At 61.4% G+C, this 13,458-nt stretch carries 10 protein-coding genes; 5 read left to right on the plus strand and 5 right to left on the minus strand.

Translation table 11 applies throughout. From position 1 onward, the window contains the following. The 3 genes from EG19_RS07360 to EG19_RS07370 form a co-directional block, all read left to right on the plus strand. The coding region (locus EG19_RS07360) for a beta-galactosidase (RefSeq protein WP_053335055.1) at nucleotides 1-990 on the plus strand (990 nt) is incomplete at its 5' end. 572 nt (nucleotides 991-1,562) lie between these two features. After that, nucleotides 1,563-2,045 carry a Spy/CpxP family protein refolding chaperone gene (locus EG19_RS13680; RefSeq protein ID WP_161685476.1) on the plus strand — a complete coding sequence of 161 codons (483 nt, stop codon included), beginning with the start codon at nucleotides 1,563-1,565 and terminating at the stop codon, nucleotides 2,043-2,045. Between the two features lie 21 nt (nucleotides 2,046-2,066). After that, a complete protein-coding gene (locus EG19_RS07370) occupies nucleotides 2,067-2,513 on the plus strand; it encodes a Spy/CpxP family protein refolding chaperone (protein WP_081800023.1) in 447 nt (148 codons plus the stop codon). 52 nt (nucleotides 2,514-2,565) lie between these two features. On the opposite strand, the gene EG19_RS07375 is transcribed toward EG19_RS07370, so the two are convergent. From EG19_RS07375 to EG19_RS07390, 4 genes are all read right to left on the minus strand, one after another. Then, nucleotides 2,566-3,666 carry a porin gene (locus EG19_RS07375; RefSeq protein ID WP_038049237.1) on the minus strand — a complete coding sequence of 367 codons (1,101 nt, stop codon included), beginning with the start codon at nucleotides 3,664-3,666 and terminating at the stop codon, nucleotides 2,566-2,568. An 87-nt stretch (nucleotides 3,667-3,753) separates the two neighbouring features. After that, on the minus strand, nucleotides 3,754-4,872 hold the full coding sequence (locus EG19_RS07380) for a CHRD domain-containing protein (protein WP_038049239.1): 1,119 nt from the start codon (nucleotides 4,870-4,872) through the stop codon (nucleotides 3,754-3,756). A 14-nt stretch (nucleotides 4,873-4,886) separates the two neighbouring features. Continuing rightward, the gene (locus EG19_RS12640; RefSeq protein WP_053335056.1) at nucleotides 4,887-6,734 is read right to left on the minus strand and encodes a hypothetical protein; all 1,848 of its coding nucleotides are present in this window, start codon (nucleotides 6,732-6,734) and stop codon (nucleotides 4,887-4,889) included. A 21-nt stretch (nucleotides 6,735-6,755) separates the two neighbouring features. Beyond that, a complete protein-coding gene (locus EG19_RS07390) occupies nucleotides 6,756-9,512 on the minus strand; it encodes a TonB-dependent receptor (RefSeq protein WP_038049241.1) in 2,757 nt (918 codons plus the stop codon). Between the two features lie 115 nt (nucleotides 9,513-9,627). Here EG19_RS07390 and EG19_RS07395 point away from each other — a divergent pair, with 115 nt between their 5' ends. Both EG19_RS07395 and EG19_RS07400 read left to right on the plus strand, forming a co-directional pair. After that, a complete protein-coding gene (locus EG19_RS07395) occupies nucleotides 9,628-10,338 on the plus strand; it encodes a rhomboid family intramembrane serine protease (protein ID WP_038049243.1) in 711 nt (236 codons plus the stop codon). Between the two features lie 3 nt (nucleotides 10,339-10,341). Beyond that, on the plus strand, nucleotides 10,342-11,466 hold the full coding sequence (locus EG19_RS07400; RefSeq protein ID WP_053335057.1) for a DegT/DnrJ/EryC1/StrS family aminotransferase: 1,125 nt from the start codon (nucleotides 10,342-10,344) through the stop codon (nucleotides 11,464-11,466). Between the two features lie 261 nt (nucleotides 11,467-11,727). Here the strand turns inward: EG19_RS07400 and EG19_RS07405 are convergent, their stop codons facing one another. Beyond that, nucleotides 11,728-13,428, minus strand: coding sequence for a M2 family metallopeptidase (locus EG19_RS07405; RefSeq protein ID WP_200867129.1), 1,701 nt, complete (start codon nucleotides 13,426-13,428; stop codon nucleotides 11,728-11,730). Nucleotides 13,429-13,458 lie beyond the last annotated feature (30 nt).

Raw genomic sequence — 13,458 nt, forward strand, 5'->3', positions numbered from 1 at the left:
CCCCGCCGCCGGCTCACCCCTCCCCCACGAGCTGAAACCGTTGACAAGCCAATTGGCACGTTTTCCAGTTCGGGTGCGCTGAGCTCCGAAATTTACGCTCATCTGCACCTGCGCGGTGTCCTGATTCGCACGAATTGGGCGAGCGTCGAGCCGATACCCGGCGTGTTTGACTTTTCATCGCTGGAGTTTCAAATCGCCAGTGTGAAGTCCCACGGGCTGTCATGGTCTCTCGCAGTTGCGGGCGGCGGCGTTGGCAGTCCGACGTGGCTTGTTGATCCGCCAAGTTCCGGCGGATTGGGTGTGCCCTACGTCAGCTACAGCTTTCGTGGCCAACCCGGTTACCGATTGCCGCTGTTTTGGAACCCAATCGTCCAGGATCGGTTGAGGATCCTGCCAAATGCTTTGGCGGCGCAGTACAACCAAGACCCGAGCCTCAAGCTGGTTTACGTCACGCAAATGACGGCCAATGGCATCGAAGGGCATCTTCAAGGAGTAGATATGGCGGATCTGGTGGATGCTGGCTACTCGGACGCGGTTTGGGTTGAAGCCTGTGAAGACGCTGCCAGGAGTTTTGCGTACGCCTTTAGCGACAAAGCCATCGCCTTCGAGGTGCATGAGGTGAACAGCTCTGCCGCGGTGCCAGCCAAGGTCATCTACGATCTTTGGAACGATCCGAGGTTGGGACACCGCGTTGGTGCCGCCGTGTGGTGGCTTTCCGGCAAGGTGTCGTATCAGCCCGGTCTTATTGCCCAGCTCATGGCTTACCCTGGTGACATCTACGGTCAGGTCATCGGCCGGTCGGACCAAACGACCCGGTTTGAGAAGGGCGACTACACCACCGTATTCACCCAGGCGATGGCACTGGGGATGCGCTCCATTGAGGCGTGGGAGTACGAATTTAAGTACGGTCCGGACGGCGCCAATGGCATTTGGGATAGCATTTTTGCCAGCTACAACGCCCGGGCTGACGCGACGTTCGGCTCCCGTTGACCTTTGTCCTCGCGGCCAATACCCACTTCAGATGGTAACCTACCAATTCCCATATGCCACGCGTGAAAATCACAGGCGTGTCTTGCACAGCGGTGCTGGACACCGGCAAGTGGTAGCTTAATCCTGCAAAACCGGTTATTGCCTTTGCTAATGCAAGCAGGACCGCCCCCCCCTGCGTCCTTGACGGCTAGACCCTGGGGTTGTGCCGGAGATCCCCTGAATTGCCGGGAGGGCGGCGGAAAAACGGTGCTGGTTTGGGATTTACCGCTACCCTTCAGCCTCGAACAGCGGCGTGCGTGGCGTTTAGCATGGGGGCATTCTTAGCCGGCGCAGGCCTAAGCTTGCCCGTTTCGCATACCGCCCTTTCTTCCCCGCAACCGCAAAAGGAAATGGGACCTCCCTGTTGCCCAGGGTGGTGTCAACCTTGGGAGCGGTTCCACCGTCTTTGCAGGTGTGGTGGCACCGGACGCGCAGCCTGCGGGGGTGCCCCAGAGGAGGAAGGAAAAAACACCAGCTTTTCGGAAGGAGAGCTGGAAATTACCGGAGCGTACCTCCGGAGAAAGGAGCAGGGAATGAAAAGACACGGGTTGGCGGTGTTTGGACTTACGTTGGCGGCAGGATTGGGGGCTCAGGGGCTTGGGGGACCGCCCTTCGATGTACCCCCTGGGCGTTGGTGGGAGCGCCCGGTGGTGGCTGAGGAGTTGGGCCTTTCTCCAGAGCAAAAGGCCAAGCTGGAACAACTGACCGCCGAGCGGGTGAAGGCCATGATTGACGCCCGGGCAGCGGTGCAAAAAGCGGAAGTGGAACTCCGGCTTTTGGCAGAAAAGGAGCCCCTGGACGCCCGTAAGGTGCGGGAAGCCTTTGCCGCGTTGCAGCAAGCCCGGCAGCGGTTGGAGGTGGAGCGCTTTGAGCTGCTTTTGGCCGTGCGGCAAACCCTCACCGGCGAGCAGTGGAGGAAACTCCACACGGTGGTGCGAGAACGCCTTCAAGAACGCCGGGAACGGCGGCAAGGGCGGGGGGTGGAACCTGGCCCGCACCGTCCGGAGCGTTTTTAACCGAGGAAAGGAGGAACTACCATGAGACGGACGCTTGGTGCAACTTTGGCTTTGCTTTTCCTGGCATTCCCCGTTGCTGCCCAGGAAAGCGAGGAGCTCCCCTTCCCCCAAGCGCGGGAGGCGGTGGCGCGTTTTCTCCAGCTCACGCCTGAGCAAGTGACGCAGTGGGAAGCCCTGCTCACCACCCTGCGGGAGACAGTGGCGCCGCTGGAAGAGCAGTTGCGGGGCTTGGAAGGGCAATTGGCTGAGCTCCTAAAGCAAGAAAACCCCGATGCCGCGGCGGTGGGGGCGTTGGTCATTCAAATCAAAGGGGTGCGAGAAGCCATCGCTCAAGCCCATCGGCAGTACGTGAACGGCTTTGAGGCCATGCTTACCAGCGAACAAACCGCCAAACTGCGCTTCATTCGCCAAGCGGAAAGGGTGATGCCCCTGATTCCCGCTTTTCGCGCCGTACAGCTGGTGCGGTAAAGCCTCGCCAAAAAGTTCAGGCCGGCGCCCAGCGCCGGCCTTTTTTTAACGCTCAAAAGATCAGCTGGTACTGGGCGCGCAGTTCCCAAGTTTTTTTCCCGCTCCGTTGGTCCTCCACACGACGCACATCGGCTTGCAGCTTGTGGGCGTGGTGGTTGAAGAAGTAGTTGACCGCTAGGCCTTTTTCGTAACGGTGGTCTTTTGAGGCAAGGTTGGAGGGCTCCAGCACGGCATAGCGGAGGGCCATTTCCAACTTGGAGGGGAGCAAAAAATAACCCCCTTGCACGGCAACACCCCGTGACTTTTCGGGCGCGGAGCGCACTGCCACCTGTTCACGCTGAAAGTACTCAGCAAAACCAAAAAAACCTCGCCACACAACGGTGACATCGCCGCCCCAGGTTTCTTGCCAAACGTTTAAGGTGGGCACCCCACCTCGGCGGTCGTTGCGCTCGTACTGGCCGGCCAGGGCCAAAAGCGGCTTTGGGCTGGAAGCAAAATCGCTTTCGCTGTACTTGACTTCGCCCCAGGGTTGCCAGGTGACCCTGGCGTCGTACTGCAGCTTGGAGTTGTCGTTGGTGGTGGCGTTGCGGCCGGAACCGTTGAAGGCGCCCACGCGCCAATCGAGCTTGCCCCCCAGGGCCAACCCCGAAAGCTGCACGCCAATGTCCCGCCCTCTGGCAAACTCGGTGGAAACCAGGGAGCGGTCCACAAACTGCTGGCTTCCGGAAGAGGTGAGCTCCTGCCGCCCAAAGGGAACCTTGAACTGGCCGCCCTTGAGCACAAAAAGCTTTTTTCCGTGGGAAAAATCGTAGGCCACGTTGGCGTCCTCTAGGGGCTTGTCATCGGCCCAGTTGAGTTGCAGCTCAAAGGTCAGGTCCTTGCTATAGGCCCAACCTTCAAGCTTGGTCTTGAAGCGGCGAATGCGGAAGCTGCCCACGGTGGGCTTGGAGCTCTCATCCGAAAGCGCAAACCTGATCTGCAGGCGGTTGGAAAGCTCCAGGTGGGCCTTTTCCAGGTCAAAGGATGTCTTTCCGTCCTTCCAGGACACCGAGAATTTAGGCTGCGCCTTGTCGGCTGGAGTGGGGTTTTGCTGCCCAAACCCCAGCTCGGCAAACACCAGCAAGAGGCAAGCAAACACCCAACGTTTACGCATCCTTCCTCCCCGCCCTTTCGGGCAAACGCGGCCAATTATAAAAAAACCCGGCCTTGCGGCCGGGTGCGAGGCGGGGAGGACTGACTTTTAAGACTGCGGCCAGATCGTCACGGCGTCACCGGTGATGTTGTCCACCACCGAGCCGAACACCACGGCCGAACCGCCGCTTACGGTAAAGCGCACGAAAAACTCCGATTGGGTGTTCAAGGCAGCCCCAAACAGCTCGCTTACGCCTTTAATATCGTTAGCCTTGGGAGGCAAGACCACGCTTTTGGCGGCAAGCAACTGGTTATCGCTGGAGTAGGCGGCCAAATGCAGGGTGACGGCGCTGTCGTTGGGGTTGAAGTAGCCCAGATTGGAGCGGAAACCTTGCCCTGTGGCTGCCGGTTGGTTGGAAAGCCCTAAAAGCACGCCGCTGGTGGACAGGTCCTCCAAGGAAGTGAGCGTGAAGAACTGGCTGAAGGTTCCCGGCAGGGGAAAAGAAGTGCTGCCGCGCTGGTCGTTAAACACCCGCACTTGCCCCACCAGCGCGCCGGGGGCTTGAAGGATTGCTGCCCCCCTTCCGGAGGCGGCAAAGAGCGTGCCCAGGGCATCCTGCACCACCCTTTGGCCCCGGGCAGGAACGGTAATTTGCGCACTTTGGCTTGCCGTGCCGCTGGACGGGAAGTACTGAACGGTCACCGAAAGCTCATTGTTGGTGAGGTTCGCCACCGTCAAATCGGAAAGGAAGTTGGTCCCCACTTGCCCGGCCACCTTGGCCAACACCGGGGCAATGAGCATGCGGCTGCCGGAAAGCGCTTCCCCTTGCAGTTGCCCGCGGATGGCGCCGGTGGGTTTGCTGGCGGTTGCCACCTGCAGGTAGTACCCGCCGGGGTTGGCAAGGATGGCGGCTACTTTAGCCTCGGGCACGTTGCTCACGGAGCCGGTGGCGAGGTTGGAGGTAAAGCTTGCGGCCAAATCTACCTGCACCGTTCCGGTTTGTCCGGGGTAGCCAAGGTAAAGGGTAGCACCGGTGGGCTGGCTTAAGCCGTTGGTGAGGATGGTGTAGTTCAAGGTTGTGCCTTGAAACTCCAGGGTGGCAAAGCCCGAGGCATTGGGCTCCCCACCACCTACCACCCTGTCACCGGAGAGGCTCACGGTGAGGGTTTGTGCCCCCAGGGTGGCGGCGGCCAAAAACGCGAGGGCAAAGAACACTTGCTTTTTCATGGTTTTTCCCTCCTTTAGTTGTCGGAAAAGACGGCCCAACCGGAAAGCACCCAGTTGTCGCCGGGGCAAACCCCACCGATGCAGGAGACGTTGGTGTCAAAAAAGCCGTCGTCAGGCGGGGTTTGCACGAAGTTGGCATCCAGGGCCGGTGAGTTGGCCAGCGGCTCCAGGTTGGGGTAAAGCAGCTTGCTGGCGCTCCACGCCCCGAGCTTCAGCTGCGGGTCCACGTTGCGGTTGAACTTCATGTCCTCAAACAGGAACTTGCGGGTCAAGGCCGGGTTGGCCCCCGATTTGAAGGCAGCGTCGGCAAAGTTGCCGTAAAGGATGGAGTTGTCGAAGATGAGCTCGGTTCCCGCCAGGTTTTGGCTTTGCGTGCTTTCCACCGTAACCGGAGCGAACTGGCTGCCGGTGATGATGATGTTGTGATAGGAACCCGCAGCCCCCCGGCGGATGCGGGCGCCGTACAAACCCTTGCCGCCAGCACTTACCGGAGGTGCCACGGCGGTGACGTTGTAAATCTGATAGCGGGTCCTGGGGGTGAGGTCGAAGTTTTGGGGGTGGTTGTCGGACTCAAAGCCCACGTTGGAGTCGGGCTCGTCGTTGATGGGCGAATCGAGGATCACCACCCACTGGATCTTCCCCTGGTAGCCAAGGTCGGTGTCCACGCCATCGTCCGCCGCGGCCACCAGCAAGAGGTGCTTGGCGTTGACGGTGCCGCCGAAAAACTCGACGCCGTCGTCCTTGTTGTAGAGCACCTGCACGTAGTCAATGACCGTGCCGTCACCAACCCCGGCGAGGGTGAGTCCGTTGATTTCCTGGTTAGCCTCGATTTCAAAGCCACCGAACTCCAGGCGCACGTAGCGCAAAACGCCCGAGCTGTCGTGGGGATCGTTGCCGCCAAAGGCGTAATCGGGCTGGGAGGGAAGGCCTTCCAGGTAAGCCTGGCCGCCCGGTTCGTTGATGGGGGCGTTGCCCAGAACCACCAGGCTGCCCCAGTCCCGCTGTGCCCGCCGACCCACCCGGTTGGGGGAGGTGAAGATGATGGGGCGCATGGCGGTGCCGTCGGCGATGATCCTGGCGCCGCGGGTGATGAACAGCGTGGCACGGGCGTCCCCGCCGTAAATCACGGTTCCCGGCTCGATGGTGAGGGTGGCGTTGCGTACCGCCACAAAGTCCCGTAAGCGGTAAGCCTTGCTGGCCTGCCAGGTGGTGTTGGTGGTAATGGCCCCCGAAACCTCCACGGTTTGGGTGACGAAGCTGTACATGGCGTTGGATTTGGCCAAAACCCTGCGGCCTTCAGCGTCACGGACTTCCATGACGAACTGAAACAAGCCCGGGCTGGAAGGTGCGGTGAAGGAGGGTCCCAAGGCACCGTCCAAGCCGAAGCCGTTATCGCTTCCGTCGCTGGCCGAGCCAAAGAGCACGAAGTCCTCAAGGGCGGGGAGATAAACCGCCATCGGCTCGCTTTCGCTGCCAAAGAGGTCGCGGGGTTGGCTCTGGAAGCTGCCGGTGCGCAGCGAGTAGTACTCCTTGGCGCCGGTGGTGCGGTCCTGGCGGTAGAGGTAAAGGGTCACCGGCCACACCCAGCCGTTGGGGTAGAGGCTTACCCGCAGCTGGAGCCTTTGCCCCGGCTCAAAGGTGTAGTAGTTGGTTTCCAGAAGCACGATGGGGTACGCCTGAACATCCTCCGGTGGGGTAAGACTCGTGGCACCGGCTGAAATTTCCGCCGCTTGCACCCAGCTCACCCCGGGCAGCGTCACACCCCTTTCCAACCCCTCGGGCTGCTGCTGGGGCGGCAGGGCCCAGCCGGTGAGCGCCGAAAGTCCAAACGTTGCCAGAAAAAAGCCCAAATACCTACGCATGACTGCCCTCCTTTCTGAGGTTCATTGCAGGGCGTATCCGAAGCTCACGCTTACGGTCCGCCCGGTTTTGGCTTGCCTTTGCAGGCGGGGGCCTTGCATGTACTTTTCGCGGTTATCGGTGAGGTTGGAAGCGGACAGGCTCACCTCCAGTCCCGGCGCAAGGAAGCGCAGTTGCTGGCGCAGGAAAAGGTCCCAGGTTCCGTTTTCCTCTTCGTAAATGTCAGGAAGACCGTAAGCCCCTACTTCCGAGACGCGACGGCCGGTGAAGTTGTAAAGCACCCGGACGAGGCTTTCCCAGCGCGGGTAGTAGTACTCCAGGATGCCGTTGAGCACGTGCCGGGCTTGGCCCTGCAGGGGGCGGCTGGTGCTGGTGACCACCGAAAGGGCCCGCCGCGGCACGGTTACCTGGGAGTCCACGAAGGCGTAGTTGAGGTTGAGGGTGAGGTTTTGCAGGGAGGGATGGAAAGCGGCTAAGGAGCGGCGGTACTCCAGCTCCAGGCCTTTGAGGTCGGCGCTTTTGGCGTTGGTCCAGGAGCTCCTCAGCTCGGTGGTGGGCTGCACGATGCGCTCGATGGGGTCGGTGATGCGCTTGAAAAACACCGAGGCCGCCATGACCTCCCCGGGATTGGGGAAGGTTTCCCAGCGCAGCTCCAGGGCGTCCAACACGCTGCGGCGGAGGTGGGGGTTGCCCACCACTGAACGGCCACCGGTGATTTCCACGAAGGCAAAGGGGGAGAGCTCGCGAAACTCCGGGCGGTTCACCGTGCGGCTGGCCGCCAGCCGCAGGATGGTGCGGGTGGAGAGGGTGTAGGTGAGGTTGAGGGCGGGGAGCCAGTCGCGGTTGGAGAGGCGAGCAACCTCGGGGTTGCGGGTGTCAAAGGGGTTCACCGTCACCACCTCGAGCTGGGAGTCCTCCAGCCGCAAGCCCAAAAGGGCCCGCACCGGACCCCAGGTGATGTCACCCTGGGCGAAAAAAGCCGTGAGGTCATGGGTGCCGCTGTAGCCGTCGTTGACCCCGGTCACCTCCCGCAGCTCAAACCCGTCGGGGCGGATGTTGTCCCGTTGAAACAGCTGGTCCGGGGGTAAGGAGAGGTCGAACTGGATGGGGTTGGTGGCCACAAACTTGAAGCGCCGGGCTAAGAACTCCCGGTCCCTCTGGGTGATTCCGGCGCCCACCTTCAGCGACCCGTACACGCTTGGACCCATTTCAAAAAAGCTGGTAGCGGAAAGCGATCCGTCCCAAAGCTGGTCTTGCAGGCGGTGGAACTCGATCTTGCCCACCTCCGGGAAGCCCACCAGCAGGCGAAACACCCCGTCGGCACCCAGGCCGTAAATGTTTTCCCGCAAATCCCCGAGGTTACGGGCCTTGCCGTAGGAGGCCCGCCACTCCAGGGAGAAGCCGCGGCCCAAGCCGGAAAAGAAGTGCTCACCGGTGAGCTGGTGGGTGGTGAGGTCCTCCTTGGTGTAGCGGGCTCGCAGGTCGCGGATGTAGTTGCCGGAGTTGCTGCTGTAGCCTTCCTGCACCCGATCGGAAGCCCGGGCGTTGCGGGAAAGCATGGAGGTGGCCCGCACGCTGTGCTGGGGCGAGATCTTCCAGGCCAGGGACCCGAACAACCCCCACCGCACGTTTTCTCCGTAGGTCACCAGGTTGTAGTCGTTGATGGGGACCATTTGGCCGCTGTCCAAGCCGTAAAAGGTTTGCGTTTCCTCGGTGCGGGTGAAGCCGTGGGATTGTGTGGCGGAGAGCACCACACCCAGGGAGCCGAAGGAACGGCCGTAGGAAAGGGCAAAGGAGCGGTTGGCAGGAGATGAGGACGTGGGTTTACCGGTCCAGTTGCCGCTCAAGCTGCGCCCGAGGTTCTGGAGCTGTTCGGGGGTCAATCCCTGGGGGTTGAAGCGGGTGGCCCGGGTGATGAAGGAGGAGGGGAAGCCCGCCGGTAGCCACTGGCCTCCGGAGCCGTCAAAGGCGAGCCCCCCGGCGTAGCGGGAAAAGCTGTGCCCGGCCACCTGGGAGTTCTCTCCGGAACCCACCCGCACGGTCATTACCGTTCCCTCCGGCCAGGGGGAGGTGTTGAGCTGCACCAGGCCACCCCCAAATGAACCGGGGAGGTCGGGGGCGTAGGACTTCACCACCGTTACCTGGTCCAACAGCTTGGTGGGGAAAAGGTCGAGAGGGATCACGCGCTTTTCGGTTTCGGTGGAGGGGAGCTCCGAGCCGTTGAGCAGCACCGCAGCGTAGCGCTCCCCCAAACCCCGCACGTACACGTAGCGGTTGCCCACCGTGGAAACCCCGGTGACCCGCTGCATGGCAGCCGCAGCGTCACCATCGGGGGACTTGGCCATATCCTCCTTGGCCAGCGCTTCGGAAACCACCGGTCTCGTGCGTCTTTCCTCCAGCACCTGGACGGTGCCCGAAGTTGGTTTTTCGGCTTTCACCTCCACTTGCTCGGAAAACTGGGTTGGCGCCAAGGTCACCTCCACCTCTTGCTTGCCGGTTTCTTTAAGCTCCACGGGCGTGGTGACCTCGCCAAAGCCATCGAGGCTGGCCCGGAGCTGGTAAGCGCCGGCGGCCACCGAGGTGAAGGCGAACGCTCCGTTGGCGTCGGCCCAGGTGGTTTGCACCGGCTCTCCCTGCTGGATCAGGGCCACGGTGGCTCCGGGAAGCGGCTGCCCTTGGGCATCCAGTACCTTCCCCGAAAGCTCGGCGCCGGTGGCGGCACCTCCCAGTGGCCCTATGCTTAACGCAAAAAGCAGCATGACCACTTGTCTCAACTGCATCTTTTCCTCCCCGCGGCATGTGCCGCACAGCGATGGTGGGAGTGCGGTGTGAGGAGTTGGGAAAGGCCAGGTGAAGGTTTGGTGAAGGGGTGGGGTCGGTTATACTGCCGGCGCTATGTTTCCGCTCCGTGACTCGATTCCCTCAGCAAGACCCCCCGTCATCAACGTCATCATCATCGTGGCCTGCGTGGTGGCTTTTTTTTACGAGCTGCTGCTGGGTCGCTACCTGGAGCCGTTTTTGCGGGCTTACGCCTTCGTCCCCTTGCGCTTCTTTCACCCCGATCTTTTCGATGTGGGTGTGTCGTTTAACCTCTGGACCATGGTGTTTTCCATGTTCCTGCACGGGGGATGGCTGCACCTTATTGGCAACATGTGGTTTTTGTGGGTTTTTGGTGACAACGTGGAGGATGCACTGGGTCACGGGCGGTTCTTGGTTTTTTACCTTTTCTGTGGGGCGGCCGCGGCGTTAGCTCAGGCGGTTGTTGATCCGCTTTCCAAAGTCCCCATGATTGGGGCTTCCGGGGCCATTGCCGGGGTTCTAGGGGCGTACTTCGTCTGGTTCCCCTGGTCGCGGATCAAGACGCTGGTTTTCCTGGGCTTTTTTATGACGATGGCCGAGCTGCCAGCGCCGGTTTTTCTGGTGCTCTGGTTTGTAATTCAGTTTTTTTCCGGTACGCTTTCCCTGGCCGCAGCCGGTGGAGCTGCCGGTGGCGTGGCGTGGTTTGCCCACATCGGCGGTTTTGTGGCTGGGGCTTTTGTGGCGTGGTGGCTGCGGAAAAGCGGTCGGGTACGCCCGGCCCCGAGGTACTTCGCTTTTTGGGAGTAAATCATGAGCCAAACCCAAATCCCCCTGTTTACCCTTGCTCGTCAATGGCCTACCGTGGAAAAAGACGTTCGCCAGGCGCTGGAGAGGGTTTTTGCCAGCCAGCAATTCATCCTCGGTCCAGAGGTGGCGGAGTTTGAAAAGGAAATCGCCACGTTTTTGGGTGTGAAGTTTGCAATTGGGGTTTCTTCCGGCACCGATGCGCTTCTGGCGGCGCTTATGGCTTTGGGTGTGGGCTCGGGAGATGAAGTGATTACCACGCCGTTTACCTTTTTTGCCACTGCCGGGACGGTGGCGCGCCTGGGGGCCCGCCCGGTTTTCGTGGACATCTCCCCGGTGGATTTCAACCTGGATCCGGAAAAGCTTCCGGATGCCATTACCCCCCGCACCAAGGCGATCCTGCCGGTGCACCTTTACGGCCAAGCCGCCGATATGGATGCCATCGGAAGCGCTGCTGGTGCAATCCCCATCGTGGAGGACTGCGCCCAGGCCATCGGCACCACCTACAAGGGTCGGAAGGTGGGCGGTCTGGGGGCGGTGGGCTGCTTTTCCTTTTTCCCCACCAAGAACCTCGGTGCCTTTGGCGATGGCGGTTTGGTCACCACCAACGACCCCAAGCTTGCTGAGCTTTTGGTGGACCTGCGGGTGCACGGTATGCGGCCCCGTTACGTGCACCACACGGTGGGGGGCAACTTTCGCCTGGACGCCATGCAGGCCGCGGTGCTGCGCGCCAAGCTGCCGTACCTGGAAAGGTGGAACCAGGCCAGGCGGGAAAACGCCCAGCGCTACCGCAAGCTTTTCACCGAGGCGGGGCTTACGGAAACCGTCAAGCTCCCGGAGGAGCTTCCCGATCGCGGCCACACCTACCACCAGTACGTGGTGCGGGTACCCAAGCGCGACCAGCTGCGGGCGTTTTTGGCCGAACGGGGCATTGGCACCGAGGTGTACTACCCCATTCCGCTGCACCTGCAAAAGTGCTTCGCGGGCCTGGGGTACGGGCCGGGCGCTTTTCCCGAAGCCGAAAAGGCAGCGGCGGAGGTTTTGGCTTTGCCCATTTTCCCCGAGCTCACGGCGCCAGAGCAGGAGCGGGTGGTGGCCGCCATCGCCGAGTTTTTTGCCACCCAGGGCTAACTCCTATTTCTTTGACGTGGATGTGCGGGCCAGCGCTCCGCGTGTGGGGCCGGCGCTCCTGCGCCGGCAAAGAGAAAAGCGACCTGCGACGGAGCGCAGGTCCCACATCTTTTTTCGTGGGGCCAGCGCGAGAGAAATGTGGGGCCGCCGCTCCACATGTGGGGCCGGCGCGCCTGCGCCGGCTAAGAGAAAAGCGACCCGCGACGGAGCGCGGGTCCCAACTTTAATGCGTGGAACCCCAATACTGCGGTCAAAAACTCGCTACTTTGCCGGCTTTGCTGCTGTCGCCTGCTGCCCGACGAACTGCTGGGCAAACACCTGCGGGGAAAGCGGGGAGCCGGTGGAGAACTCCACAAACTTCGGCCACGGCAGCGAAGCTCCAGGACCGAAGACCCGCTTTTTGAAAAACTCCCCCACCTTGGGGTTGGCCACGTAAACCACGTTCGCAGGATCGGCCCCCGGGTAAAGCTCCCTGACGATGGCAGCGTGGAGCTGGGAGGCGTAGAGATCGCCCAGGCAGTAGTTGTGGTAGTAAACCGGTGCGGAAACGATGTGGATCTTGCTGGCCCAGGCCCCTTTGGGGGCTTCGGCCGGTCGCTTCAGGCCCTGGTACCGCTCCACCAGGGACCACCAAAGCGCATCCAGGTCCTGATCGGGGTTTTGGTAAAGGGATTTTTCAAAGCGCAGCATGACCTGGCACCAGCGGGAGAAGATCAGCGCCTGCGCCCGCAGCTTGTCGGTCATGGCTTTTTCGAAGGCCGGCAGCTGATCCTCGCCAATGAGGCCCATGGCCAGGTAAAAGCGGGCATTTTGCGCCAGGCGACCGAAGAGCATGGCCACCCCTTCGGTGACGAAGATGTGGGCATCGGCGCGGAGGAAGTAGGGGAGGCTGCGATCCACGTAGTAGCTGTACACGCCGTGCGCCAGCTCGTGCAGCATGGTGTCCAGCCAGTACTGGTTGGGCTTGACGTTGGCCAGAACCCGCACGTCCCCCTGCCGATCAATGTCGGTGCAAAAAGCGTGGGGGTTTTTGCCAGGGCGCTCGAAGAGGTCCGAGCGGGCCAGGATCGGCTGCGGGTCCAAGCCTATGCCCTGGTAAAAGCTGGCCACCAGGGCAACCAGGTCCTTGTCCTTTAAGGGTGCGTCCAAATCGAGATCCGAGAGGTTAGGGGCCTCCTGGAAGAAGCGGTCGGTGTAATCCCAGGGCATGAGCTCTTCCGGCTGGACCCCCAGCCTTTGCCCTTGCACCTGATCAATGCGCGCTTTAAGTTGCCGGAAGGCCTCGGCGGTGAGCCGGTCCAGCTCGTCAAAGAGGTTGAAAAGCCAAGCTTCGTCCTGCTCATTGAGGGCCAGCTGCAGGGCAAAGAAGTCCCTGAACCCCAGTTTTTGTGCGGCCTGGTTGCGCAGCTTGACCAGCGCCACCACGTCGGGAGCAAGCGCCGCCCCCACTTGCTTGGAGGCCAGCCAGTACGCCTTGCGCTCTTCGCGGTTGCGGGAGGAGCGCAGGACCTCCTCAATTTGGTTGTCGGTGACCTCCTGGCTGTTTACCTTGCCGCGGAAGGTGGCGAACTTTTGCTCGGCAGCGGTGGCCTTGCCAATGATTTGCTTTAAAAGCTCGGGGTCCAGCTGTCGCCCCAGGTATTTGAGGTAAAGGATTTCCAGCTGGCGGCTCAACTTGGGGTCCTGCACTACCCCTTTGGCCCGCAGCTCCTTGAGGTAGGCGAAGGCTTTGGGGTCGGTGTAGACGGTTTCCAGCTTGGTTTGCAGCTCCGCCTGCTTGGCATAAGCTTCTTCCTTGCCGGTGGTGGCTGCTTCCCACCACGCTAAGTTGGCCTCCCGCTCCAGCGGGGCCACGGTCTTTTCATGCTGGCTTAAAAACTCCGAAAAACCCTGGGTCGTCAATGGGTACATCAGCTTTTCCCCTCCTTGTGCGAAGAGCAAGCTCAAAGCCAAGACCAGCATAGGCGCCTCCCGGCCGGCGAGTATAGCCCA

The organism is Thermoanaerobaculum aquaticum (assembly GCF_000687145.1).
GTDB lineage: Bacteria > Acidobacteriota > Thermoanaerobaculia > Thermoanaerobaculales > Thermoanaerobaculaceae > Thermoanaerobaculum > Thermoanaerobaculum aquaticum.

Coding starts and splice junctions, on each gene's coding strand:
- EG19_RS13680 (WP_161685476.1), top strand. CDS start 1,563: ATGAAAAGACACGGGTTGGCGGTGTTTGGACTTACGTTGGCGGCAGGA.
- EG19_RS07370 (WP_081800023.1), top strand. CDS start 2,067: ATGAGACGGACGCTTGGTGCAACTTTGGCTTTGCTTTTCCTGGCATTC.
- EG19_RS07375 (WP_038049237.1), bottom strand. CDS start 3,666: ATGCGTAAACGTTGGGTGTTTGCTTGCCTCTTGCTGGTGTTTGCCGAG.
- EG19_RS07380 (WP_038049239.1), bottom strand. CDS start 4,872: ATGAAAAAGCAAGTGTTCTTTGCCCTCGCGTTTTTGGCCGCCGCCACC.
- EG19_RS12640 (WP_053335056.1), bottom strand. CDS start 6,734: ATGCGTAGGTATTTGGGCTTTTTTCTGGCAACGTTTGGACTTTCGGCG.
- EG19_RS07390 (WP_038049241.1), bottom strand. CDS start 9,512: ATGCAGTTGAGACAAGTGGTCATGCTGCTTTTTGCGTTAAGCATAGGG.
- EG19_RS07395 (WP_038049243.1), top strand. CDS start 9,628: ATGTTTCCGCTCCGTGACTCGATTCCCTCAGCAAGACCCCCCGTCATC.
- EG19_RS07400 (WP_053335057.1), top strand. CDS start 10,342: ATGAGCCAAACCCAAATCCCCCTGTTTACCCTTGCTCGTCAATGGCCT.
- EG19_RS07405 (WP_200867129.1), bottom strand. CDS start 13,428: ATGCTGGTCTTGGCTTTGAGCTTGCTCTTCGCACAAGGAGGGGAAAAG.